This is a genomic window from Cellvibrio sp. ATLC23 (assembly GCF_057196725.1).
Map to the genome: position 1 here is coordinate 129,836 of NZ_JBXUOS010000001.1, position 22,285 is coordinate 152,120.

General features: G+C 47.8%; 20 protein-coding genes and 2 tRNA genes. 12 read left to right on the plus strand and 10 right to left on the minus strand.

The genetic code is table 11. The features are described 5' to 3' along the window. Window positions 1-11: 11 nt before the first annotated feature. The 3 genes from AC2CG4_RS00555 (at window position 12) to AC2CG4_RS00565 (ending at window position 2,002) form a co-directional block, all read left to right on the plus strand. On the plus strand, window positions 12-1,259 hold the full coding sequence (locus AC2CG4_RS00555; protein WP_484484398.1) for an aspartate kinase: 1,248 nt from the start codon (window positions 12-14) through the stop codon (window positions 1,257-1,259). 222 nt (window positions 1,260-1,481) lie between these two features. Further along, complete coding sequence (csrA, locus tag AC2CG4_RS00560; RefSeq protein ID WP_062060719.1) at window positions 1,482-1,673, plus strand: carbon storage regulator CsrA; 192 nt, start codon at window positions 1,482-1,484, stop codon at window positions 1,671-1,673. 238 nt (window positions 1,674-1,911) lie between these two features. Further along, window positions 1,912-2,002: transfer RNA gene (locus AC2CG4_RS00565), tRNA-Ser, on the plus strand. Window positions 2,003-2,261: 259 nt separating this feature from the next. Here the strand turns inward: AC2CG4_RS00565 and AC2CG4_RS00570 are convergent. Next, on the minus strand, window positions 2,262-5,120 hold the full coding sequence (locus AC2CG4_RS00570; RefSeq protein WP_484484399.1) for a valine--tRNA ligase: 2,859 nt from the start codon (window positions 5,118-5,120) through the stop codon (window positions 2,262-2,264). 248 nt (window positions 5,121-5,368) lie between these two features. Between AC2CG4_RS00570 and AC2CG4_RS00575 the strand changes: the two genes are divergently transcribed. Then, the gene (locus tag AC2CG4_RS00575; protein WP_484484400.1) at window positions 5,369-6,181 is read left to right on the plus strand and encodes a glycosyltransferase family 2 protein; all 813 of its coding nucleotides are present in this window, start codon (window positions 5,369-5,371) and stop codon (window positions 6,179-6,181) included. Window positions 6,182-6,238: 57 nt separating this feature from the next. Then, entirely contained in the window at window positions 6,239-7,267 is a 1,029-nt protein-coding gene (locus AC2CG4_RS00580) for a Stealth CR1 domain-containing protein (RefSeq protein WP_484484401.1), read from the plus strand. A 33-nt stretch (window positions 7,268-7,300) separates the two neighbouring features. Here AC2CG4_RS00580 and AC2CG4_RS00585 read toward each other — a convergent pair whose 3' ends face one another. The 7 genes from AC2CG4_RS00585 to AC2CG4_RS00615 form a co-directional block, all read right to left on the minus strand. After that, entirely contained in the window at window positions 7,301-8,125 is an 825-nt protein-coding gene (locus AC2CG4_RS00585; RefSeq protein ID WP_484484402.1) for a glycosyltransferase family 2 protein, read from the minus strand. 33 nt (window positions 8,126-8,158) lie between these two features. Next, entirely contained in the window at window positions 8,159-9,214 is a 1,056-nt protein-coding gene (gene waaC, locus AC2CG4_RS00590; RefSeq protein ID WP_484484403.1) for a lipopolysaccharide heptosyltransferase I, read from the minus strand. Window positions 9,215-9,251: 37 nt separating this feature from the next. Continuing rightward, window positions 9,252-9,647, minus strand: a complete 396-nt coding sequence (locus AC2CG4_RS00595; RefSeq protein ID WP_062060737.1) for a DUF6165 family protein — start codon at window positions 9,645-9,647, stop codon at window positions 9,252-9,254. A 67-nt stretch (window positions 9,648-9,714) separates the two neighbouring features. After that, entirely contained in the window at window positions 9,715-10,410 is a 696-nt protein-coding gene (locus tag AC2CG4_RS00600; RefSeq protein WP_484484404.1) for an MBL fold metallo-hydrolase, read from the minus strand. Continuing rightward, entirely contained in the window at window positions 10,407-11,255 is an 849-nt protein-coding gene (locus AC2CG4_RS00605; RefSeq protein ID WP_484484405.1) for a sulfite exporter TauE/SafE family protein, read from the minus strand. The genes AC2CG4_RS00600 and AC2CG4_RS00605 overlap by 4 nt, the downstream gene beginning before the upstream one ends. Further along, on the minus strand, window positions 11,255-11,782 hold the full coding sequence (locus AC2CG4_RS00610; protein WP_484484406.1) for a rhodanese-like domain-containing protein: 528 nt from the start codon (window positions 11,780-11,782) through the stop codon (window positions 11,255-11,257). The genes AC2CG4_RS00605 and AC2CG4_RS00610 overlap by 1 nt, the downstream gene beginning before the upstream one ends. 15 nt (window positions 11,783-11,797) lie before the next feature. After that, entirely contained in the window at window positions 11,798-12,130 is a 333-nt protein-coding gene (locus tag AC2CG4_RS00615) for an ArsR/SmtB family transcription factor (protein ID WP_484484407.1), read from the minus strand. A 381-nt stretch (window positions 12,131-12,511) separates the two neighbouring features. On the opposite strand from AC2CG4_RS00615, the gene AC2CG4_RS00620 reads away from it, so the two are divergent. The 3 genes from AC2CG4_RS00620 to AC2CG4_RS00630 all read left to right on the plus strand — a co-directional run bounded on the left by AC2CG4_RS00620 (window position 12,512) and on the right by AC2CG4_RS00630 (window position 16,269). Then, a complete protein-coding gene (locus tag AC2CG4_RS00620; protein WP_484484408.1) occupies window positions 12,512-15,316 on the plus strand; it encodes a di-heme oxidoredictase family protein in 2,805 nt (934 codons plus the stop codon). Window positions 15,317-15,474: 158 nt separating this feature from the next. Further along, window positions 15,475-15,840, plus strand: a complete 366-nt coding sequence (locus AC2CG4_RS00625; protein WP_484484409.1) for a hypothetical protein — start codon at window positions 15,475-15,477, stop codon at window positions 15,838-15,840. Between the two features lie 9 nt (window positions 15,841-15,849). Continuing rightward, window positions 15,850-16,269 carry a VOC family protein gene (locus tag AC2CG4_RS00630; protein WP_484484410.1) on the plus strand — a complete coding sequence of 140 codons (420 nt, stop codon included), beginning with the start codon at window positions 15,850-15,852 and terminating at the stop codon, window positions 16,267-16,269. A 55-nt stretch (window positions 16,270-16,324) separates the two neighbouring features. Here the strand turns inward: AC2CG4_RS00630 and AC2CG4_RS00635 are convergent, their stop codons facing one another. Then, a complete protein-coding gene (locus AC2CG4_RS00635) occupies window positions 16,325-16,870 on the minus strand; it encodes a carboxymuconolactone decarboxylase family protein (protein WP_484484411.1) in 546 nt (181 codons plus the stop codon). A gap of 106 nt (window positions 16,871-16,976) precedes the next feature. Between AC2CG4_RS00635 and AC2CG4_RS00640 the strand changes: the two genes are divergently transcribed. The 4 genes from AC2CG4_RS00640 to AC2CG4_RS00655 all read left to right on the plus strand — a co-directional run bounded on the left by AC2CG4_RS00640 (window position 16,977) and on the right by AC2CG4_RS00655 (window position 20,765). After that, a complete protein-coding gene (locus AC2CG4_RS00640; RefSeq protein ID WP_484484412.1) occupies window positions 16,977-17,864 on the plus strand; it encodes an AraC family transcriptional regulator in 888 nt (295 codons plus the stop codon). A gap of 677 nt (window positions 17,865-18,541) precedes the next feature. After that, entirely contained in the window at window positions 18,542-18,967 is a 426-nt protein-coding gene (locus AC2CG4_RS00645; protein ID WP_484484413.1) for a DUF1801 domain-containing protein, read from the plus strand. Between the two features lie 95 nt (window positions 18,968-19,062). Continuing rightward, window positions 19,063-20,577 carry a glutamate--tRNA ligase gene (gltX, locus tag AC2CG4_RS00650; RefSeq protein ID WP_484484414.1) on the plus strand — a complete coding sequence of 505 codons (1,515 nt, stop codon included), beginning with the start codon at window positions 19,063-19,065 and terminating at the stop codon, window positions 20,575-20,577. Window positions 20,578-20,689: 112 nt separating this feature from the next. After that, window positions 20,690-20,765 (plus strand) — tRNA-Ala (locus AC2CG4_RS00655). Window positions 20,766-20,819: 54 nt separating this feature from the next. Here the strand turns inward: AC2CG4_RS00655 and AC2CG4_RS00660 are convergent. Then, window positions 20,820-22,262, minus strand: coding sequence for a hypothetical protein (locus AC2CG4_RS00660; protein ID WP_484484415.1), 1,443 nt, complete (start codon window positions 22,260-22,262; stop codon window positions 20,820-20,822). Window positions 22,263-22,285 lie beyond the last annotated feature (23 nt).

Below are 22,285 nucleotides of genomic sequence, written 5' to 3' on the forward strand. Positions count from 1 at the left end.
GATAGGCTGTAATGAGCTTATTGGTTCAGAAATACGGTGGTACTTCAGTAGGCTCCATAGAGCGTATCGAACAAGTTGCCGATAAGGTGGCCGGCTTTCGTGCGCAAGGTCACGAGATGGTTGTTGTGCTCTCCGCCATGAGTGGCGAAACCAATCGTCTGATCGGTTTGGCGCAGCAGATTCAGGACGTTCCTGATCCGCGTGAGTTGGATGTTCTGGTTGCAACTGGCGAGCAAGTGACTATCGCGCTTTTGTGTATGGCGTTGAAAAAGCGCGGTGTAGATGCCCGGTCCTACACCGGTGGCCAGGTGCGTATCCTGACAGATAACTCCTACAACAAAGCGCGCATTCAGGCTATTGATGAAGAGAATATGCGTGCCGACCTCAACGCCGGTCGCGTAGTGGTTGTCGCTGGCTTCCAGGGTGTTGATGAGCTGGGCAATATTACTACCCTCGGTCGCGGCGGTTCAGATACGACAGGTGTTGCGCTTGCTGCTGCTTTGAAAGCAGATGAGTGCCAGATCTATACCGATGTAGATGGCGTATACACTACTGATCCGCGGGTTTGTGAGCGTGCACGTCGTTTAGAAAAAATTACCTTTGAAGAAATGCTGGAAATGGCCAGCCAGGGTTCCAAGGTGCTGCAAATTCGCTCAGTTGAATTTGCTGGCAAATATAAGGTTCCTCTGCGTGTGTTACACAGTTTCAAAGAAGGCCCTGGAACCCTTATTACCCTCGATGAGGAAGACTCAACTATGGAACAACCTATTGTTTCCGGTATTGCATTTAACCGCGATGAAGCCAAAGTAACTGTTGCTGGAGTACCTGATACTCCCGGTGTGGCCGCAAAAATTCTTGCACCCATAGGTGCTGCTAACATTGAAGTTGATGTTATTGTTCAAAACGTGTCAGCAGACGGCACTACCGACCTGACTTTCACTGTGCACAAAAATGACATGAGCAAAGCTGTGGCTGTGTTAGAGTCGGTTGCTAAAGAAATTGGTGCACGTGAAGTACGTAGTGATGATAAGGTAGCAAAAGTATCCATCGTGGGTGTTGGTATGCGCTCTCATGCGGGAGTTGCTTCCACTATGTTTACTGCATTGGCAGAAGATCGTATCAATATTCAAATGATCACTACATCTGAAATCAAAATTTCGGTGATTATTGATGAGCGTTACTTGGAGTTGGCTGTGCGCAGTCTGCACACCGCTTTTGGTTTGGATGCCGAACCGTCAGAAGACCGTGTGAGGGGCTAGTCTTCTAAAAAGAGGCGGTTTAGTTAAGGTGTTTGAGTTGCATTGCTGTTTACGTAAAAAATAAACAGAAAAATGTTGGGGGTTTCTTCCCTTTCGCAAAAAGTAGTCAATACTTAACCTTAGACATTCGATTGTCGGGATGCGTTAGGGGGTATTCGGGGGTCGATGGTGGCAAGGGGTGTCTAAATCGTACTCTTACAGGATGAGTGAAGGAGATTAAAGATGTTAATTTTAACTCGCCGTATTGGCGAAACCTTGATGGTAGGTGACGAGGTTACTGTCACCGTATTAGGTGTTAAAGGCAACCAAGTACGTATTGGTGTCAATGCACCTAAAGATATCGCAGTGCATCGCGAAGAAATTTATCAGCGTATCCAACGCGAAAAGCAAAATCAGGAAGAACAAGACAGTTAATTTAATTGTTTTGTTGTTCGATGCTTTTCAACTACGCGGCGTATGAGAAATCATCCGCCGCGTAGGCGTTTTTAGCGATTGTATTTTTCTAATAATTCGCTAAATGAATACAAATTATGCAGATTTAAAATATTCATGATTTTGTTCTGTAATTTTGTCTTCAAGACTTTGATTTTTAGAGAATTATGGTATTATGCCGCACCTGCTGAGACGGAGCCTGCTTCGCTTCAGTAGACGTGGAGAAGTGGCCGAGTGGCCGAAGGCACTCCCCTGCTAAGGGAGCATACCTCAAAAGGGTATCGGGGGTTCGACTCCCCCCTTCTCCGCCATTGAATTCAAACAAAAAGCCCAATCGTAAGATTGGGCTTTTTGTTTTTTATTTCGTAAAAAATATTTGCTAGGCGTGTAGGTTGGGTCGGGCCGCGCAGGTCGGGCCGCGCAGGCTGAGCGCAGATGCCCAACACAAACATCTTTTTATTTAATGAATTCTTTAAAAAGAATAGATAAAGCTTTGTGAAATCAGAACAATAAAAAAGGCCAGCGCGCAAACGCTGGCCTTTGAGCTTTTAATGCCTGGTTTTTGAAAAGTTACAGCGCGCTGATCTTTTGAATCTGCTCGCGCAATTTTTCCACAGCAATTTTATTTTCTGCAACGCGATTGCGTTCATTGGCGACAACTTCGGCAGGTGCTTTTGCCACAAACGCCTCGTTTGCAAGTTTTGTTTCGGTGCGTTCGATATCCTGCTGCAATTTGTTGCTCTCTTTGGTCAAGCGAGCGATTTCAGCGTCTTTATCGATAATGCCTGCCATAGGCACCAAAATTTCCATTTGACCTACCAGCGCAGTAGCAGACATAGGTTCTGTATCACCAGCATTTAACCAGGTAACGCTTTCAAGAGATGCAAGCTTCTTGAGGAATTGTTGATTTGCTTGCAGGCGCTGTTGATCATCTGCACTGCCATTTTTAAACAGTACATTTAAATCTTTCGCGGGGGATATATTCATCTCACCGCGAATATTGCGCACACCTAAAATCACCGCTTGCAGCCATGCAACATCGTTCAGCGCTTGTTGATCGATTTTGCTTTCGTCTGCGACAGGGTAGGGGGCGTGCATAATAGTCTCACCCGTTACACCTGCCAGTGGTTTGATTTTTTGCCAAATTTCTTCGGTGATAAATGGCATTAGCGGATGGGTTAAACGCAGAATAGTTTCAAGTACGCGAATCAAGGTGCGGCGAGTACCTTTTTTGCGCGCTTCACTGCCTTCAGCTTTATCAAACAGAATCGGTTTGGATAATTCCAAATACCAATCGCAGTATTCATTCCAGATAAACTCGTAAATAGCTTGAGTTGCTAAATCCAAACGATAGCTGTCCAACGCTTCAGCAACTGTTTTTTCAGCCAATTGTAATTTGCTGATAATCCACCGGTCGGCAACCGATAATTCGTAATCAGTTGAGCCATCCTGCGCGCAATCTTGCCCTTCGCATTGCATCAATACATAGCGCGTCGCATTCCAGATTTTGTTGCAGAAGTTGCGATAACCTTCAACGCGGCCCATATCGAATTTAATATCGCGTCCGGTAGATGCTAATGAGCAGAAGGTAAAGCGCAGTGCATCGGTGCCGTAGGCTTGAATACCTTCCGGAAATTCTTTGCGGGTTTGCTTTTCGATTTTTACGGCGTCTTTTGGATTCATTAAGCCAGTGGTGCGTTTTTGCACCAGAGTTTCCAAATCGATGCCATCGATAATATCCAGTGGATCGAGCACGTTGCCTTTTGATTTTGACATCTTTTGGCCTTGGCCATCACGCACCAAACCGTGCACATAGACAGTTTTAAACGGGATCTGCGGTGTGGCATCTTCATGCTTCACCAAATGCATGGTGAGCATAATCATGCGCGCGACCCAGAAGAAAATAATGTCGAAGCCGGTTACCAACAAATCGGTTGGGTGGAATTTTTTCAAAAAATCCGTTTGCTCTGGCCAGCCCAGTGTTGAGAAGGTCCACAGGCCGGAGCTGAACCAAGTGTCCAGCACATCTTCGTCCTGATTTAAACTGATGTCGGCACCCAGATTATATTTACCGCGCACTTCCGCTTCATTGCGGCCAACATACACTTTGCCGCTAGCGTCATACCATGCCGGAATACGGTGGCCCCACCACAACTGGCGGCTGATACACCAATCCTGAATGTCGCGCATCCAAGAGAAATACATATTTTCGTATTGCTTGGGCACAAATTGGATGCGGCCATCTTCAACAGCTGCAATTGCAGGTTCAGCCAAAGGTTTGGTACTCACATACCATTGGTCGGTCAACCAGGGTTCGATCACCACACCTGAGCGATCACCGCGCGGTACTTTTAATCCGTGGTCATCGATACTTTCCAGCAGTCCAGCAGTTTCGAAATCAGCGACGATTTGTTTGCGCGCTTCATAGCGATCCAAGCCAGCGTATTGCGCGGGCAGGGTGCCATCAAGCTCGGTATTAAGGCTACCATCCAAATTAAAAATCTGTGATTGCGACAAAATCGCAGCGTTTTTATCAAGTACATTGATGAGCGGCAAGTTGTGGCGCTTGCCTACTTCATAGTCATTAAAATCGTGTGCTGGTGTAATTTTTACGCAACCGGTACCGAATTCGCGATCAACATAATCATCGGCAACGATTGGAATTAAGCGATTAACCAATGGCAATAAAACAAATTTGCCGATCAGGGATTTGTAGCGCTCATCTTCAGGGTGAACTGCTACGGCGCTATCGCCCAGCATAGTTTCAGGGCGGGTGGTGGCGACGACTAAATAATCCTGGCCATCTGCGGTAGTGGCGCCATCGGCTAATGGATAGCGCAGATTCCACAAAAAGCCTTTTTCATCGTGATTTTCAACTTCCAGATCAGAAATGGCAGTGTGCAGTTTAGGGTCCCAGTTTACCAGGCGTTTGCCGCGATAAATCAAGCCGTCTTCAAACAAGCGCACAAACGCCTCTTGCACTGCAGTTGAAAGGCCATCATCCATAGTGAAGCGTTCGCGGCTCCAGTCTACTGAAGAGCCAAGGCGGCGAATTTGGCGAGTGATGGTGCCGCCAGATTGCTCTTTCCATTCCCAGACTTTTTCAAGGAATTTTTCGCGCCCCAGATCATGGCGGCTAACACCTTGTGCAGCCAATTGGCGCTCTACCACCATCTGTGTAGCGATACCGGCGTGGTCTGTGCCCACTTGCCACAAAGTATCGTCGCCTTTCATGCGGCGATAGCGAATCACGGTGTCCATCACCGCATTATTAAAACCATGACCCATGTGCAAACTGCCGGTGACATTGGGCGGTGGGATCATCATGGAATAGGGAGTGCCGTCTCCAGCAGGCTTGAAATAGCCTTTTTCTTCCCAGGTTTGGTACCACTGGCGTTCAATAGCATGGGGTTCGTAGGTTTTTTCCATAGCAATAACAGACTCTTGCGGATGCCGCTGCGCGGCTGATCGATAGATGTAAATTAGGCTGGCGATTATACAGTCTGGGGCTGCTATGGCCTAGTTTGGATCTCGATTAGTTTCGCTGCTATCTGATACAGAATTAGTGCGCATCGGACGCTGGATATTTGCGCAACGCAAAATGGTATTATGCGGGCAAATTTCCTGCTGTCTGCGCGGGAGGTAATGCGGTAATGATTGTAAGGAATTGACTAGCGATGAAATTAAAAGAATTGCCACTTTCCTGGTGGACAGCGCGAAAATTAGCGCGTTTAACGGCAGATGAGTTGCTCAATGCTGGTGTGCCGCGTTTGCCGCTTATTGTATCGCTTACCTCAATACCCAGCCGTTTGGGCATTATTCATTTAACGATTCGCAGCCTGTTGGCCCAAACGCATCCAGCTGAAAAAATAATTCTCTGGCTGAATGACGATTTGCGCGGCCAGCTGCCTCAATCGTTGGTTGAATTGGAAGGTGGTGCGTTTGAAATTCGCTATGTGAATCTCACCTGTTCTCATCGCAAATTGATTCATTCGCTGGAATTGCATCCCGATAAAACTATTGTCACATGTGATGATGACCTGATGTACGACGCAACCTGGTTGTATCGGTTGTATCAAAGTCATTTAGTGCACCCAAAGGATGTCATTGCGCACGAGTGCCGGTTAATTCGGTTTGTGGCGCCGGGGCAACCAGCGCCTTACAGTGAATGGAAAACCGAGGCGCGTACCGACATCACCGAGCCATGGTTGATGCCGATCGGCTACGGCGGTGTTTTGTATCCGCCGCACTGTTTATATGCCGATGTGCAAAATCGTGAATTATTTTTGCGCCTAACACCAAAAGCTGATGATTTATGGTTTAAGGCTATGTCGTACCTTGCCGGGACTAATACTCGTCGCTCAGTAGATCCTGGAAAAAAACCTATCCCGATTATTGCATCGCAAAAAGATTCATTGAAGAAAACCAATGTGCGTCAGGATGGAAATTACCAGCAGTGGATGGCGCTGTGTAAGCACTATAATCTTTAGTTTTTTACCTAAGAAAATTTGAAATATCTTCGACTATTCTCGCAATAAGGTGTCATTTTGACCGCGGAACAAAACCCCAATAACTACCCTCCTATTGATGCCGTTATTACTTGGGTGGACGGTGCTGATCCAAATCACAAAGCCAAGTTAGATAATTATTTGTCGAGTATAGGCAGTGCTCGTCCGCACTCTGCCAATCCTGCGAGATTTAGCAGTGTAGGTGAGATTGAATACTGCGTTGTCTCTGTATTGCGTTATGCACCCTGGATTAGAACTATATTCATCGTTGCGGATCAGCAACAGCCAGAGTTTATGGCAAAGCTAGTTGGGACTGCTTACGAGTCACGGGTAAAAGTGATTGATCACCGAGTTATTTTCGCCGGTTACGAACAATACTTGCCGACATTTAATAGCATGTCGATCTCCAGTATGTTGTGGCGAATTCCCGGAATTGCAGAGCGATTTTTGTTTTTAAATGATGACTTTGCACTGATTCGCCCAATAGAACCTTCGGCCTTTTTTCGCGATAACAAGGTGGTTCTTCATGGTGGTTGGAGAACACAAACAAATAGACGCCTTGTGAAACGAGTCTCAGGTTTTTTTAAACGGCTGTTTGGTAAAAATGAAAAGATTAATAAAGATGAGCGTGTAAGATTTATAGGTGTACAGGAAAATGCCGCTCAAATGCTTGGCTACAGCGAGAAAGTGTTTCAACTAGAACACAATCCCCACCCGTGGAAGTTATCATCATGGAGCGATTATTTTTTAGCTCACCCTGAGCAGTTGGAAGAAAATATCAGTTTCCGATTGCGCTCTGCTAAACAGTTTGTTCCTGAAGGCTTTAGTGCGCACTACGAAATTAAAGTTGGTGGTGCTGTTATTGATAACAGTTTGAAAACCTTGCAGTTAAAACCGGCAGACCAGGCATTCCTTCGTTTGAAAGCAAAGCTGGTACAAGCTGAGCGCGATAACAATTATGTGTTCGTCTGTATTCAAAGTTTGGAAAACGCACAGCCTGAATCGTTTGTACTGGTTGTGGATTGGCTCGATGAAAAAATTGGCCGGTTTGATCAGTTGTTGCAGTAATGAAGCTGGCAACCAATGTTGCCAGCTAAGTGTTTATAGTTTTTTCTCAATCCCATTCTCCGCCCAAAATCTCCCTGTGCGTTTTACGTCATTGCGAATGGCGTAATTTTTTTTCCATGTTTCCGGGTTGTCGTAAGCGCGTGGGTGATCGAGGTGTAGGCAGTTAACGCTGTAGCGTACTTGTTTTCCTTTTAGGCCGTGATTGTATAAGCGCTCGCCTAATTCACGATCTAATCCGCCGTATTGCATATCTTCGTTAAAACCATTGCAGTCTTTAATGTCCGAAGTCCAGGTTGAGCTGTTCATACCGTTCCAAGTAGCTTTGGTGGGTGTGATGGCATTCAGTAGGGACTTGATGGTTTTGTTTTTAATTAGTTTCCACAGTTTGTGGTTGGAGGGTTGACCGGCCTTTTTGAGCCAGTCGATATTAAAAATGACACCGTTGGCGATATCTGTTTCGCTAATGGCTTCGGATACTGGTGTGGTTAATTTTACATAACCGCCCGATAAAAAATAACCCGGTTCTGCCAGTGTTTGGTGAAGGCGAATAAAATCCGGTTCGGGTATGCAGTCGCCATCTGTGAAAATTAAATAGTCACATGCAGTCTGCGCTATAGCTTTATTGAGAATCTGGCATTTTTGAAAACCTTTGTCTTCGTGCCAAACGTGTTCAATGGTTAATTTTCCGCGCGCTTGGAAAAATTCGATTACATCGCGTGTGGGTTGGCCTGAGCCGTCGTCGGCAATAATGACGGTGAAATTGTTATGGCGCTGCGCCTCATAACCAAACAATACATTTTTAAGCCACTTGGGTTGATTGTAAGTGGTGATGACTACGCCCATCTTTTGCGGTGTCATAAAAAATCCTAATTCAGTTTTGGTTTGAATCGATCAATGTGGGTTCGTATCGTTTACTACGTGTGCCGATAATTTTTCTTGTAAGGCTTGCCAAACCGCTTCGGCTTTCACACCGCTCATACACTGCGGTGTATCGTGGCTATTTTCAGGTAGCCATTTGCAGTGGCGTTTGTGGCAGGGCATGCAGTCTAGCGGTTCTTGTAATTGCAAATTCCGTGTGTGCTCACCAATTAAGCCCACCTTGACTGGCGATGTTGCGCCATAAAGGGCAATAGTGGGAGTCTCCAGCGCGCCAGCAAGATGAGAGAAGCCTGTGTCCAAGCCTACAACACCTACAGCTTCTACTAATTTTTCCGCAATGCGAGTAATGGATAAACGCTGTTCCGGTCGAGTGGCTTGTGGGCATGCACTAATAATATTGTCGGCAATAGCTTGCTCTTCTTGGCTGCCCCAAATAATTTCGATGCTGTAACCCGCATCTAGCGCAATTTTCCCCAGTGCCTGCCACTCGCTGGTTGCCCAGAGTTTGGTGACCCAGCTAGTGCCAATAATAAATACCAGTTTGCGCGGGTTTTCTTCAATGTGGGTAAAGTTTTGGTTGATGCCAAAATTTAATTTTTTCGATGGTGTATAACCAAGCGCTTGGCCAACCAATTGGCGTGTGCGTTGTACGGCGTGTTGATCTTTATCGATGTTATGGCGGCGTTTATAAAACCAATCGGTGATAGGTTCGCGCGCTGAGTGTTTGTCATAACCATCAATGCCTTGACCTTTGGCGCATTTGGCAACTACGGCGCTTTTGAGCAAGCCTTGTGCGTCGATAATATAGTCATAATTTTGTGTGCGTAATGACTGACGCCAGCGTTTAAATTCTTGCCAATTTTTTCTGCTGCGCTCTTTTGCCCAGAGGCGTAATTGGATGGGGATTACTTTGTTTACTCCAGGATGCCAGGCTACAATTTCTTTAAAACTGTCTTCCACTACCCAATCAATTTCTGCGTCAGGGAATTTTTTTTTGATATCGCTGATCGCCGGGAAGGTGTGGAATATATCGCCCATGGAGGACATTTTGACAAGCAGGATGCGCATGGGCGAAATCTTCAGTTAAGTCTGGCGGCAAATGGAACTATTGATAATTCTTGTACGACTTTTCTTCGATTAATTCCGAACCAAAGGCGAGGTTGATATCTTTTTTGACGGCGGCGCGTTTGTCGTTGGTGAAATACACGGCGCGCGCGAGTTGGATAAATTTATCGCTGAAGTCTTTAGCCAATTCACAATCGCGAATGTCGTCTTCAATGATCCACAATTCCTGATTGATGTCTTTCAAGGCTTGTTTGAGCGGCGCCAGTTTGGCTTGGCCTGCGGCGTCGAGCAATTGTGTCACCTTGGCATTGAGGATGTTCAGCTCGTGAGTCACATTCTTGAGTTTGGCTTCATCGCCAATATTGACGGCTTTGATTTCTAGAATGGTGATTTTATCGATCAGTTCGCCAAGGGAAATAGGGGCTTCAATCAACATAGTCGGGCTCTCAGGGATTTTTTTGTGGCGGCGATTCTAACAAATCAGTGGGCATCTAGCGAATGGATTAGTCCTTCCCACACGCCCGATTCGCCGGTACTGCAATGTCCATCATTTGCGGGTTCGGCAATTTGAGATTGTTCATAATTTCTACATAAGCGTTGATGTCTTTCACTTGTAAGCGAGGATTATGGGCTTTTTCTTCGCCGATGCTGCTCAGTGTCCAGCCTTTATAGTCGTGACCCGGGTAGACCAGGGTGTGATCGGGCAGGGCGAGTAGTTTGTTAAACAGGCTGTGATATTGGTCGCGCGCATTGCCATTTTGGAAGTCGGTGCGGCCTGTGCCACGAATTAACAACGTATCGCCACTGAATAAATAGGTCTGGCCTGCATCATCCAGCAGGTAGGAATAGGAGTCATCGGTGTGCCCAGGGGTATAGATTGCTTTGAGTTGAAGTTGGCCAATGCTAATCACATCACCATCTTGCAGCCCTTGCGATATGCAACTAGAACCCGCTTCTGCACCCAGCAGCGTGTTACAGCCAGTGGCATCGCGCAGGGCGCCAGCGCCGGTAATGTGGTCGGCATGAGTGTGGGTATCCAGCGCATAAACGAGCTTGAGCCCTAGCTCTTGCAGCAGTTGCAGGTATTTGGGCACTTCGCTTTTGACTGTATCGATAAGAACTGCTTGTTGGCTCTGCTCACAGCCAATCAGGTAGGTATAAGTAGACGATTCACGTTCAAACAGTTGACGGAAAATCATAAAAAGCTCCTCACCAGAGTAATGATGCAAACGATAACCAAGCTGACTGCAAAGATTTTTTGCAGTAGTGCGTTGGCAATTTTGTGACTCACCGCTTGGCCGATAATCATGCCCGCGACTCCACCTGCGGCGACTAACCCGAGGGTTGACCACTGGCTGCTGCCGGCAAGCGCGTCGTGGCTGGCGCTTAACCATAAATGGCTGATAAAACCCGAGCCGCTGATCAGGGCGATAATCATCAGTGAGGTGCTTACCGCTTGCGCCATGCTCACGGTGCTCAGTGCCAGCAGTAGCGGTACGATTAAAAACCCGCCGCCCACACCAAACAGCCCCGATAACAAACCCACAATCAGCCCCCCAATCAGCAACCCGCTAACGCAGCGTGGGCGCAGTTCAAATTGGCCGGTCTGGCTCAGCCGGCAGAGTAAATCGGGCGATGGTGTATCGCTAAAGTTACCTGCGCGCACCACGCTGGCAGCAGCGGGATTCTTCTGCGCGCTCGACCACATCCGCAGGGCGATAAGACCCGCCAAAAGGCTAAAGCCGCCGATCAACCAGAGTTCATCTAGCTGTAAACCCAGCCATTTTCCTGCTGGTGCGCTCATGGCACCGGCACCGGCGAGTATTACGCCGGGTTGCCAGAGTAGGGGCGCTGCACTCTTTTGCACCAGATTGCGCAGGCTGCCGTACAGTGTGCTGGCGGCCACCGCACCGAGTGAAATCCCCACTGCATCGGCCATCGGCATACCGGCCAGCAGCATCAGTAGCGGCACCGCAAACACCGAGCCGCCAGCGCCGGTCAGCCCTAAGATCAGCCCAATAATCATGCCGATTAAAAGCAGCATTAGCGGTTCCATGGCATACGCGCGATCAACATGCCCATCATGCAGGTGTCGGTAATGCCTGCGAACATCAGGCCGGCGCCGACGAACCCTGAGAGAAAGAAGAAGTTAGCGCTTAACTGAAACCCTAAGATCACCCCGATCAATACCAGAAAGCCCGCTGCGATACGCACTTGGCGCTCCAGTGACATGGCGCCTTTGCCTTCGGCGAGTGGGATGTTGGCGGCTTTCACCGCGTTAATGCCGCCTTCAATGACCACCAGTTCTGCCGGGATCTTGCCCTGCAGTTGCTCGGCTGCCATCTGTGCGCGCTTGCCGCCTTGGCAGAGTAAATACACGCAGCTACCGTTTTTGCCGCTCTTGGCAATTTCATCCTGCAGGCGCTCAGCGGTTAATTCGTGTAGCGGAATGTGCAGGCAGCCGGGCAGGTGGGCGGCTTTTATTTCGGCGGCGGTACGCACATCTAAAATGCACATGTCGGCCGTGTTATTGGCGATTAATTCTTGCGGATGTATGTGTTTGTGGCTCATGGAAACCTCGGCTGGTTAGTTGGGTGATTCGGTTGGGCAGTAAATGGATTGCAGCACCGCAATGATTTTCTGCGCTTCATCGCCCTGTAATGAGTAGTAAACGGTCTGCGCCTCTTTGCGTGTGCTCACCAATCCCGCTTCACGCAAACTGGCTAAATGTTGCGAAAGGGCTGACTGGCTCAGCGGCACCCGCGCATTTAATTCCCCCACCGACATCTCTCCGGCGATGAGTGTGCACAGAATCATCAAGCGGTTTTCGTTGCTCAATGCTTTTAGTAGAGCGACTGCGGCCTGGGCGTGTTGTTGCATTTCGGCCAGCTGTGTGTTGTTCAGTGAAATGGGGTTCATGGTCGCGCCTCGGGTGATCTGTACCTAATTATATTAGATTTAATTAAATTAGCAATATCTAATTTAATTAAATCTAATATTGCCTTGGGTGAGTTTGGTGGCGTCCCACCTGCAGATTTTGCTTAGTGGCACGCCGTTTTAAAGGGGGTCAACTCTGTGTTTGAGTGTGAAGAAAGTCGCGTTATCTTTGCCAAATTTGTTTCTTATATTCACGAATAGTTTCACCAGTTCGCATTTGTGAAGCTCACTTCACGCCAGTTCCATAGTGGGACGACACAGAATTTCCATCTGCCTAAAATCCCAGTCGTTAGTCGGACAACTCAACCCTCCACAACTCACTGTTTCAAAAAAACAATAATATTCAACAAGAGGCAAAATCACATGCGAATCACTCAAATTGGGCGCCGTGTACTCGGGCGCCGCGTTGTTTGTGCATTGCTGACGCTGGTCAGTAGCGCTTTTTATGTTCACGCCGCTAATGCGCAAATTATCAATATCAATCCCGTTTCTGCCAGTGGCAGCACTAATCTACAGCCGGCAAGTTTTGCCATAGATAACATTGGCAATACCCGTTGGGAATCCAATCACGGTGTTTCACCGAGTTCACTCACGCTCGATTTAGGGCAGCCTTACGCGCTAAATCAAGTGGTGATTTTGTGGGAGGCCGCCAATGCGGCGAGCTACGAAATTCTCGGCTCTAATAATAATTCCAGCTGGACACAATTAAGCCTGCGCACTGGCGGCACCTTTGGCAATCGTACCGACACCGTGCCTTTGTCTGGCACTTATCGCTATGTGCGCATGAATGCGTTAACACGCAGTGCGGGCAATAATTGGGGCTATTCGATTTTTGAAATGGATGTGTTCGGCGCAGTGCCTGCGGCTTCATTCGCTGCGGCATCCAGCGTGGCGACAGGTAATTGTAATCTCGGCTGTGTGACCACGCTCAATAGCACTACCTTGCGCGCGACTGTTACTCAGGCCGATATCGTTGATATTCACTACCGCATCAATAACGGCGCGCAACAAAATGTGCGCATGAATGTAGCGGGTGGTGTGTGGACCTATGACATTCCCAATTTGAATTCGAGCAGTGTGGTGAGTATCAATTTCACCATTATTAAAAACGGTGCGGGGCAGGATACGCCTTGGCAGAATTATTCCGTTAACGCGCCTGCCTCCAGCGTTGCGCCGTCAAGTTCATCACGCAGTTCGGTAGCGCCATCTAGTACACCGCTGTCCAGCTCTTCGCGCAGTTCTACGCCGGTAACGCCATCGAGCTCTTCTGCGGCGAGCCTTGGCAATATCGTGCCTTTATATAACTCATCAACCGTATTGGAAGGCGCGATTCAATTTGATCGCGGCGATGCATTAGTTACGCGTATTGCCGACCGTGGTCGCGACCGCCATGCAAAAGAAGATCAGTTCCAAGCCTACGATCACTTCCTCAGTTTTTATTGGGAGCATCGCACTGCAACAATTGAAATTGTTGACTACGTTGCCAAGGGTGGTAACACCGTACGGATGAATGTGGTTTCACAATTTAAGTTGAACGATACCGAAGCAGAAAATCGCTGGTTCTATCGCGGTGTAGGCACAGTGGCGGAATATTTCGATAACGGCACCATGAATGTGATTGATAATTTTCGCTACTACAAAGAGCGTAGCTACAACGCACGCGAAGGGCGTAACATTCAAATTGGCGATAAGCTTGAATTTGAGATGAGTCAATTCCTCGATCACAGTGTTCCCCATGGCCGCTCGGCTTATTACGGCACAACTTACTTGTATATCGTCGGCGAAGGTTTAGTGCCTTGGGACATCACCGGTAATTTTGGCACCTTGGGCGGCAGAAAAGATTCGGTAAAAATTCCAGAGAAAGCCTGGCTCGGCGGAAAAACAACGCTGCCGTATAACCATTCAAATGAGCCGGATAATCATTTCATCCAAATGGCGACCAATCTTGCATCGCAAAATGGTCAGCCATTTGTATTGGGTCGCCGCGTGCATCACGCTTCGTTTATCGATGGTTCGCACGATGAGCATGTTGTCGATAACGGCACTTTCCCTGACACAGTTGGCAAAGCGGGTCCGCATTATGTGAATGATCGCTGCGCCGGATGTCATGTGCGCAATGGTCGCGCGGCACCTGCACCGGTTGGTCAACCTCTCGATAAATGGGTATTTAAAGTGGCGGACATTAACGGCAATCCACACCCAAATCTTGGCCGCGCTTTGCAGCCAAAATCTACCAATGGTGCAGCGAGCGAAGGTCAAGCGTCGATTGCCTTCTGGTCAGATGTGAATGGTCTGCGTAAACCCAACTATCAATTCAGCGGCGTAACACCAGCGCGTTTTTCTGCGCGTGTTGCACCACAATTAGTGGGCATGGGTTTGTTGGAAGCAATTCCTGAAGCGACCATTTTGGCGAAAGAAGATATTAATGATGCTAATGGCGACGGCATTTCCGGCCGCGCTAACCGCATCAATGATCCTGCTACCGGTCAAACCCGCTTGGGTCGTTTTGGTTACAAGGCCGGTACTACCAGCGTGAAGCATCAAGTTGCTGCCGCATTTAATTCCGACATGGGGGTGATGACCAGTTTATTGCCCAGCCCGGATTGCGGTTCAGCGCAAACCGATTGCGGCAACAGTGGTTCCGAGTTGTCGGATACGCACCTGAATAATTTGGTGAAATACATTTCAACGCTCGGTGTTCGCCCACAGCGCAATCTAAATGATGCAGCGGTACAACGCGGCGAAACCCAATTCGCCAACATTGGTTGCGTGGGTTGCCACACGCCGCAGCATGTCACCAGCCAATACCATCCGCTCGGTGAATTGCGCAGCCAAACTATCAAGCCGTATACCGACATGTTGTTGCACGATATGGGTGCCGACATGGCGGATAATTTAGGTGAAGGTTTGGCGAGTGGAGCTGAATGGCGTACCGCGCCACTCTGGGGCTTGGGCTTGTCTGCTTGCGTAACCGGTGGTGTTACTAATGCAGGCCAAGGCTCGCAAGTGTGTACCCCAGTGCACAGCTACTTGCACGATGGCCGCGCACGTTCAATTGAAGAAGCAATCCTGTGGCATGGCGGTGAAGGTCAAGCATCTAAAAATGCCTACCAATCATTGTCTGCCTCTCAAAAACAAGATGTATTGCGGTTCCTCGAATCCCTCTAACGGTTACGTGCGTTAACACGTTAGGTTCTCCCTGCCCCAGCTAAATGCTGGGGCTTTTTTTACTACTGCCAATTTCTGGCGCAGGCTCACTGTAATTTGTCTATGCGAAATCAGTTGGTGGTTTCGTCAAGGTAGATAAATTAAACAGGAGCTTTGTTATGCGTTTTATGTCTTTTGGAATTTTTATTGCTTTTCTTTCATTGCATTCTATGGTCAGTGCGGGCGAATACTGCGCAGGAAAATCAGTTACTGAGGTGGTTATCTTCAAATTGGCTGCTGAGGCATCTATAGTTGAATTTAAAGCCTCGGCGCTTTCCGTTGAAAAAGAGTTACAAAAAATTCCCGGTTATCAACGGCGAAACTTATTGCAGAGCGATACAGGTGAGTGGGTCGATATTGTCAATTGGAGCCAATTAACCTCCGCAAAAGCAGCTGCTGTAGCAATACAAGAAAATCCAATTGCGCAACAATTTTTCAGTCACATCGACTTAAACTCTGTGACATTCAACTACTACTGTGAATAAGGAGGCTCTATGAATCAGGTTAATCCCTCGATTATTTCCCACGTATCGATTGGCACCAATGATTTTGCAAAAGCGCGTGCTTTTTATCAGCAAGTGCTCGCTGCACTCGATATTCAAATTCTAATGGATTTCCCTGGCGCGACTGCCTTTGGTCGTATGTATCCTGAATTTTGGGTGCAAACGCCGATTAATGGAAAGCCCGCAGGGCAAGGCAATGGCACTCACTTTGCGTTTATCGCCACCAACAAAGAGCAGGTGCATGCTTTTTACGAAGCTGCCATAGCCGCCGGTGCAACTTGCGATGGCCCACCCGGCCCGCGCCCGGAATACAGCGATGCTTATTATGGATGTTTCGTTCGCGATTTGGATGGACATAAAATTGAAGCGGCGTTTTGGGATGAGTCCTTAGCACCTGCGGCAGGGCATTAGAAAATATTTCAGTTGCTGAGTGAATTTGCTGCCCGTCAGGGCAGCAAATAATTACCTATTTTAGAAGAGCTAATACTTCAGGGTTCACTTCTGGGTGTGTGAGGTGGTTTATATAATTTGAAAGAGTTTTGATGGTTACCACCAAAATAATTTCCATAATTTGCTGCTGATTGAATCCTGCACCAAGAAAACTTTCCAGATCTGTATGTGCGAGATGACCTCTTTTGTTAACTACCGCCTGAGTAAAGTTAACGAGTGCGGCGTCTGTAGGGCATTCAATTTTCTGTCCAGTTAATATCGCATGGTAAGTTTGCTCTTTCACCCCAAATTTTTTCGCGAAAGCTTGATGCGCAATTCGGCAAAACTCGCATTGGTTTTCGATACTAGTGACCCATAGCGCTAACTGGGCGTTCTGTGGTGTCAATGATGATTTGGATATGAGTTCGTTTAAGGCTAGGTAGGCCTCGATTGTCGCGGGCGCTTCCGCCATGTAGGCGAATAAATTGGGAATGAACCCGTAGGAAGCATTGATTTTTTCAAGTAAGGGTTTCGCTTCAGGTGATGCGTTGATTAGAGAATAAAAATTAAAAAGACTGTCCATACATTAGCTCCGTTGTGAGGTGTTACTGAACTGGAGCTTGTACTTTACGCCTGCGGCTCTGTACTATTAATGCCTATAAGTGCACCTTTTATGCTGGATAGTACAAATGAATGCTTTCGTAGATTTGATTCGACGCACCCGCCTTAATGTGACGGTTTACCATAATGCGATGGTTTGTGGAGACTGGCAGTTGAGCGAATATCATTTGGGGGTGTGTTGTTTTCACATGGTCACCATAGGGAGCTGCCATATGTCTGTGATGGATCAAAAGATCGTGTTAAACCAAGGAGATTTGGTTTTTTTCCCGCGTGAAATCGCCCATAAAATTTACCCCGTTAATCCCTCCAAGGGAAACCATCAGCATCTGGCGTATTCGCGCAACGATGATCATGAGGGTACTGGCCTTTTATGTGGCGCTATTTATTTTGATCATCCGTCAGCTAGTCAATTGCTGGATTCTTTACCGGTATATTGTGTGATACCCGCAAACTCCAGCCAGGCTTGGTTTACGCCTCTTTATGAATTAATCCTAGCTGAGTGCTATGCGCCGACTCTTGCGTCTTCGGTGATTTTAGACCGTCTATCAGAATTGATCTTCTTTCAGTGCTTACAATATGTCCTTCAAACTTCACAGCAACACAATCTTCTTTCTTTGTATGCGCACTCACAATTAGCTCAGGTGGTTAACGCAATTCATAAGCAGCCGCAATATCCTTGGACGTTGGAGTCGCTGGCGCGACAGGCGAATGTCTCCCGCACGAAATTCGCCAAACTTTTTCGCGACACGAGCGGTTGGACACCTATGCAATACATCACGTGGTGGCGCATGCAAATTGCAGTGGATTTACTTCGCGATGGCGAGTCATTTGGCCAAATATGTGAGTCTATTGGGTACCAATCTGAGGCAGCTTTTCAACGTAGTTTTAAACAAATAATGGGAGTATCGCCGGGCAAGTTTCGCCACAATGCAGGTACTTCTCGACAAGTGAAATAACTTTCTTGAATGACGACAGTCCGCTATAACATGGCCGCGCGCGCCATTGAAAAAGCAAGCTTGTGGTGCGGCAGCTATGTGCGCGATCTCGATGTTAGTTGGCGCAGGCTGTGCAAATTACGTGTCATGACCAGCAGGGTTTCCTGTACTGCATCCTCGGCGTAATCGGCGTGGCAGTGCCGCTGCGAATAGCGGCGCAAATCCGGGTACCAAAAGTTCAATAAACTTTCGAGTGCAATAGGGTCACCTAATTGGTAGGTCAGCCAGGATTCGTTCTCGCGTTGAGTTAAATACTACTATTTCTTGAATGCCCGCAGACTCCAGTTCTTGTTGCCGTGTAATAAAACTGTGCAGGTGCAAATTACACACCGCACAGCCAGAATAGCGGCGGAACTGAATATGAGTCCAACGGTTTGCGTGAGGGATACACACCGGCTTGCGGTGTGCGTCGTGCCATTGTTGGGGTTGAAGTTGGTCGCCAGTCTGCAATTTGCTCATCTCTAATGTTCTCAGTCGATAGTGGATAAGTGCGGTTGTCGCACTGACTAGTGCTGGCAAATAGCAAAAAGGATTCGCAGGATAAAAAATATTTCAACTGCTGCAATTAGCATCCTGACTAATTCTGGCGCCCAACGGGGCTAGACTATGTAGGTAAAGTGAAATTGGGGAGTTAAGCGATGCAAACGATCCACAATCCCGCCGTTGCCGAAGTGGTTAACAATTACCCGCCTGAGATGCGCAAAAAATTATTATTCCTGCGTGAATTAATTTTACAAACCGCTGCAGAATTGGATGTGGGTAAAGTAGAGGAAACTCTGAAATGGGGTGAGCCCAGTTATATTGCCAAACAGGGCAGTACCATTCGTATGGATTGGAAGCCGCGCGATCCTGAGCACTATGCGCTTTATTTCAATTGCAATACCACACTGATCGAAACCTTTGAGGCGTTTTATGGCAATTTATTTTGTTACGAAGGGCATAGGGCGATCATTTTTACCCGCCTTGAACTTATCCCTGTTAAACAACTAAAACACTGTATCGCCTTATCCTTGCAGTATCATCGCCTCAAGCATTTGCCCTTGCTGGGTGCGCAGGCGAGCTAATCGCTAAATCCCCGTTTCTCCCACTGGCTGTTTCAAGCGTATAATGCGCGCCTTTTCCTATCTTCAATTTATCGATTCGCACAAAAGGCCGTTTCATGTCTGAAGTTCGCACCCGTATTGCCCCATCGCCCACTGGCGACCCCCACGTAGGTACCGCTTACATCGCCCTGTTCAATATGTGTTTTGCCCGTCAGCACGGCGGCAAATTCCTGTTGCGCATTGAAGATACCGACCAAACCCGCAGTACCCCCGAATCTGAACAGGCGATTCTGGACAGCCTGCGCTGGTTGGGCTTGGATTGGGACGAAGGCCCGGACGTAGGCGGTCCTCACGGCCCTTATCGCCAAAGCGAGCGGATGGATATCTATGGCAAGTACGCCATGGAGCTGGTTGAAAAAGGCCATGCGTTCTACTGCTTCGCCACCGCAGAAGAGTTGGATGAAATGCGCCGCGAGCAGCAAGCGCGCGGTGAAACACCCAAGTATGACGGTCGCGGTCTGCTGCTTTCGCAAGAGGAAGTCCAGGCCAAATTAAATGCGGGCGAGCCCTATGTGATCCGCATGAAAATCCCGGAAACGGGTGTGTGTGAAATCGACGATATGCTGCGCGGCAAGATCGAAATCGAGTGGTCGCAAGTGGATATGCAAGTGCTGCTCAAAGGCGACGGCATGCCCACCTATCACCTCGCCAACGTGGTGGATGATCACCTGATGCAAATCACCCACGTGATTCGCGGCGAAGAGTGGATCAACTCTGCGCCCAAGCATTTGAAACTCTACGAATACTTCGGCTGGCAGGCGCCCGTACTCTGCCACTTGCCGCTGCTGCGCAACCCGGACAAATCCAAACTCAGCAAGCGCAAAAACCCCACCAGCATCCTGTATTACAAGCGCATGGGTTACTTGCCCGAGGCCATGCTCAACTACCTTGGCCGCATGGGCTGGTCTATGCCGGATGAGCGCGAGAAATTTACCCTCGCTGAAATGCAGGAGCATTTTGACCTGCTGCGCGTGTCGTTGGGCGGCCCGATTTTCGATGTGGAAAAACTCAACTGGCTCAGCAGCCTGTGGATTCGCGAGAACTTCACCATCGAACAACTTGCCGAGCGTTTGCACGGTTGGGCGCTCAACAAAGACACGCTGCTGCAAGCACTGCCACACGCCCAATCGCGCATGACCACCCTGAGCGATTTCGCCCCGCTGGCTGGCTTCCTCGTCAGCGGCATGATGCCAGTGACCGAAGCGAGTTTCGCCGGCAATAAACTGGATGTCGAAAAACAAAAAGAATATCTGCAGTTCGCCCTCTGGCGCTTGGAAGCCCTGCGCACCTGGGAACGCGACAGTCTGTTTGCGGAGCTCAAACTGCTCGCCGACCAAATGGGCTTGAAGATTAAAGATGCTATAGCGCCCGTGTTTGTCGCCATCGCCGGTTCCACCGCATCCTTCCCGGTAGTGGATTCCATGCAGATCATCGGCCCCGACATGAGCCGCGCGCGCATCCGCCACGCGATCAACGCTTTGGGCGGCTTCGGTAAAAACAAACAAAAGGATCTGGAAAAGGTGTTTGATAAGTTGGGTGTAGTGGCCGAAGAGCCAGCGGCCAATAGTTAACCACTTGATTTATCGATAAAAACCCGGAGTACAAGCGGGAAACTTTTGCTTGACACTCCGGAGTCAGCTGCATAAAATGCGCGCCACTCAGAGACAGGATGTCGAAGATTCTGGGGCTATAGCTCAGCTGGGAGAGCGCAACACTGGCAGTGTTGAGGTCAGCGGTTCGATCCCGCTTAGCTCCACCAAATACTAAACCCGCTTATCGCAAGATAAGCGGGTTTTTTGTTTTTTCGTTTTAGCTAGTTGGAATTGTTATTTGCTGTTTCCTGCACGGATTGCCAATACATTCGGTTGTACCAGCCCTCGCGCGCAAGTGTGGGAGAGTTGATCTCAATTCCTTTTGGAACTTCTGCATCAAGCAAGATGAAAGCAAGTCGTTCAGAGAGTCGAGCGAAATGCCAGTGAGCTACAGCAATTGCTTGAGTATTGTGTCTCTGCCGTAAACCGTGCGCCAGAGAGTCTCGAATTTGTTTTAAGCCGGGTTTTTTTTCATTGCCTGAAACTGGCCACAAATCCGAAATATATCGGCTAAAGCTGGGATGACTATTTTGAAAATTTTTAAGCCTCACCATGAAGCTTGGGGATGGATTTTTGACTTTAGTGATTAATCCGTCTATTCGCGCTGCAAGTATGTCGGCATGAATCTCATTTTCGCTTTGGATGTTTAATTTTAACTTGAGCAGTGCCGAGATAAGCGCATCATCTGTTCCTTTAAGTTTCTTTTTCTCTTCTGCAGTTAATTTCTCAAGCGATATCACCTGCTCTAAAGCGCTAAATAAAGCCAAAAAATTTGCTGACGTTGTTTTTTCAATATGTGGTGCTAATGCGACAGATAGTAAGGTTACAGCCTCCTTCAAATCGGCATCGGCGACCAAAAAATTTTCAACCAAAATTTGTGCATGTGATTGAAATTCATTCGCAAGGCAGAGGTCTCTAATCGGTTCTAGTGCCATGTCAGGTGCGAGATTAGGTTTAAGAGGGTAAATCCAAGTGGTTTCTATGCCATCTCTTTTGCGCCATTCCCATCCATGCAGAGTGATGGCTTGCCGAGTCAATATTGACAGAGGAGTAAGAATGTCCCGGATTTTATTTGAAAGCTCTGCAATACGAGTTGTCATCGCTTCTTCACAATCTATTTCTGCAGCGAAGCTAGCATGAATTTCCGCCGTGCTCTCTTTGTTGCCAACTTGATGGATATGCCAATATTTGATGAATCGAATATCACCAAGTTCTGTTGTGTTTAATTTAAAGAGTTCTACTTCCATGCTCGGAGTATTTGAATAGTTCACAATTTTTGCATCGAAATGTTCTTGAAAGAACCTTATTGGTGATAGGTTAAATCTGAGCCGTGTCTGCTCACCTTTCCAGTTATTGATTCGTATTGAAAGCTCACTAGCATGATTGATATCAAATTTTGCTCGTGCATGTTTTCTGTGTGCGCTTCCAGTAAATATTGATCGATAGCAGAGATCCTTTATTTCAATTTCGTAGCTTCCGGTTGTACCGTGAAGTGTACAAGGGTTTTCCACGTCGTTGCATGTCCCACTACTTAGTGGAATTTCAACTGAAATATCTGCGGGTAAACCGCTTGAGAGTGGTTCGGAGATTTTGCATTCTGCTTCTAACGTTTTCCCGTTTGCATCGGTTATTACTGCGTCGAAGGAAATATTTCTAAGGTTCATGTATTCCTCTGGTGCTATGCAAT

Bases quoted from the DNA above. Each gene is read 5' to 3' on its own strand.
- AC2CG4_RS00555 (WP_484484398.1), top strand. From the start codon at position 12: ATGAGCTTATTGGTTCAGAAATACGGTGGTACTTCAGTAGGCTCCATA.
- csrA (WP_062060719.1), top strand. From the start codon at position 1,482: ATGTTAATTTTAACTCGCCGTATTGGCGAAACCTTGATGGTAGGTGAC.
- AC2CG4_RS00570 (WP_484484399.1), bottom strand. From the start codon at position 5,120: ATGGAAAAAACCTACGAACCCCATGCTATTGAACGCCAGTGGTACCAA.
- AC2CG4_RS00575 (WP_484484400.1), top strand. From the start codon at position 5,369: ATGAAATTAAAAGAATTGCCACTTTCCTGGTGGACAGCGCGAAAATTA.
- AC2CG4_RS00585 (WP_484484402.1), bottom strand. From the start codon at position 8,125: ATGACACCGCAAAAGATGGGCGTAGTCATCACCACTTACAATCAACCC.
- waaC (WP_484484403.1), bottom strand. From the start codon at position 9,214: ATGCGCATCCTGCTTGTCAAAATGTCCTCCATGGGCGATATATTCCAC.
- AC2CG4_RS00595 (WP_062060737.1), bottom strand. From the start codon at position 9,647: ATGTTGATTGAAGCCCCTATTTCCCTTGGCGAACTGATCGATAAAATC.
- AC2CG4_RS00600 (WP_484484404.1), bottom strand. From the start codon at position 10,410: ATGATTTTCCGTCAACTGTTTGAACGTGAATCGTCTACTTATACCTAC.
- AC2CG4_RS00605 (WP_484484405.1), bottom strand. From the start codon at position 11,255: ATGCTGCTTTTAATCGGCATGATTATTGGGCTGATCTTAGGGCTGACC.
- AC2CG4_RS00610 (WP_484484406.1), bottom strand. From the start codon at position 11,782: ATGAGCCACAAACACATACATCCGCAAGAATTAATCGCCAATAACACG.
- AC2CG4_RS00615 (WP_484484407.1), bottom strand. From the start codon at position 12,130: ATGAACCCCATTTCACTGAACAACACACAGCTGGCCGAAATGCAACAA.
- AC2CG4_RS00620 (WP_484484408.1), top strand. From the start codon at position 12,512: ATGCGAATCACTCAAATTGGGCGCCGTGTACTCGGGCGCCGCGTTGTT.
- AC2CG4_RS00625 (WP_484484409.1), top strand. From the start codon at position 15,475: ATGCGTTTTATGTCTTTTGGAATTTTTATTGCTTTTCTTTCATTGCAT.
- AC2CG4_RS00630 (WP_484484410.1), top strand. From the start codon at position 15,850: ATGAATCAGGTTAATCCCTCGATTATTTCCCACGTATCGATTGGCACC.
- AC2CG4_RS00635 (WP_484484411.1), bottom strand. From the start codon at position 16,870: ATGGACAGTCTTTTTAATTTTTATTCTCTAATCAACGCATCACCTGAA.
- AC2CG4_RS00640 (WP_484484412.1), top strand. From the start codon at position 16,977: ATGAATGCTTTCGTAGATTTGATTCGACGCACCCGCCTTAATGTGACG.
- AC2CG4_RS00645 (WP_484484413.1), top strand. From the start codon at position 18,542: ATGCAAACGATCCACAATCCCGCCGTTGCCGAAGTGGTTAACAATTAC.
- gltX (WP_484484414.1), top strand. From the start codon at position 19,063: ATGTCTGAAGTTCGCACCCGTATTGCCCCATCGCCCACTGGCGACCCC.
- AC2CG4_RS00660 (WP_484484415.1), bottom strand. From the start codon at position 22,262: ATGAACCTTAGAAATATTTCCTTCGACGCAGTAATAACCGATGCAAAC.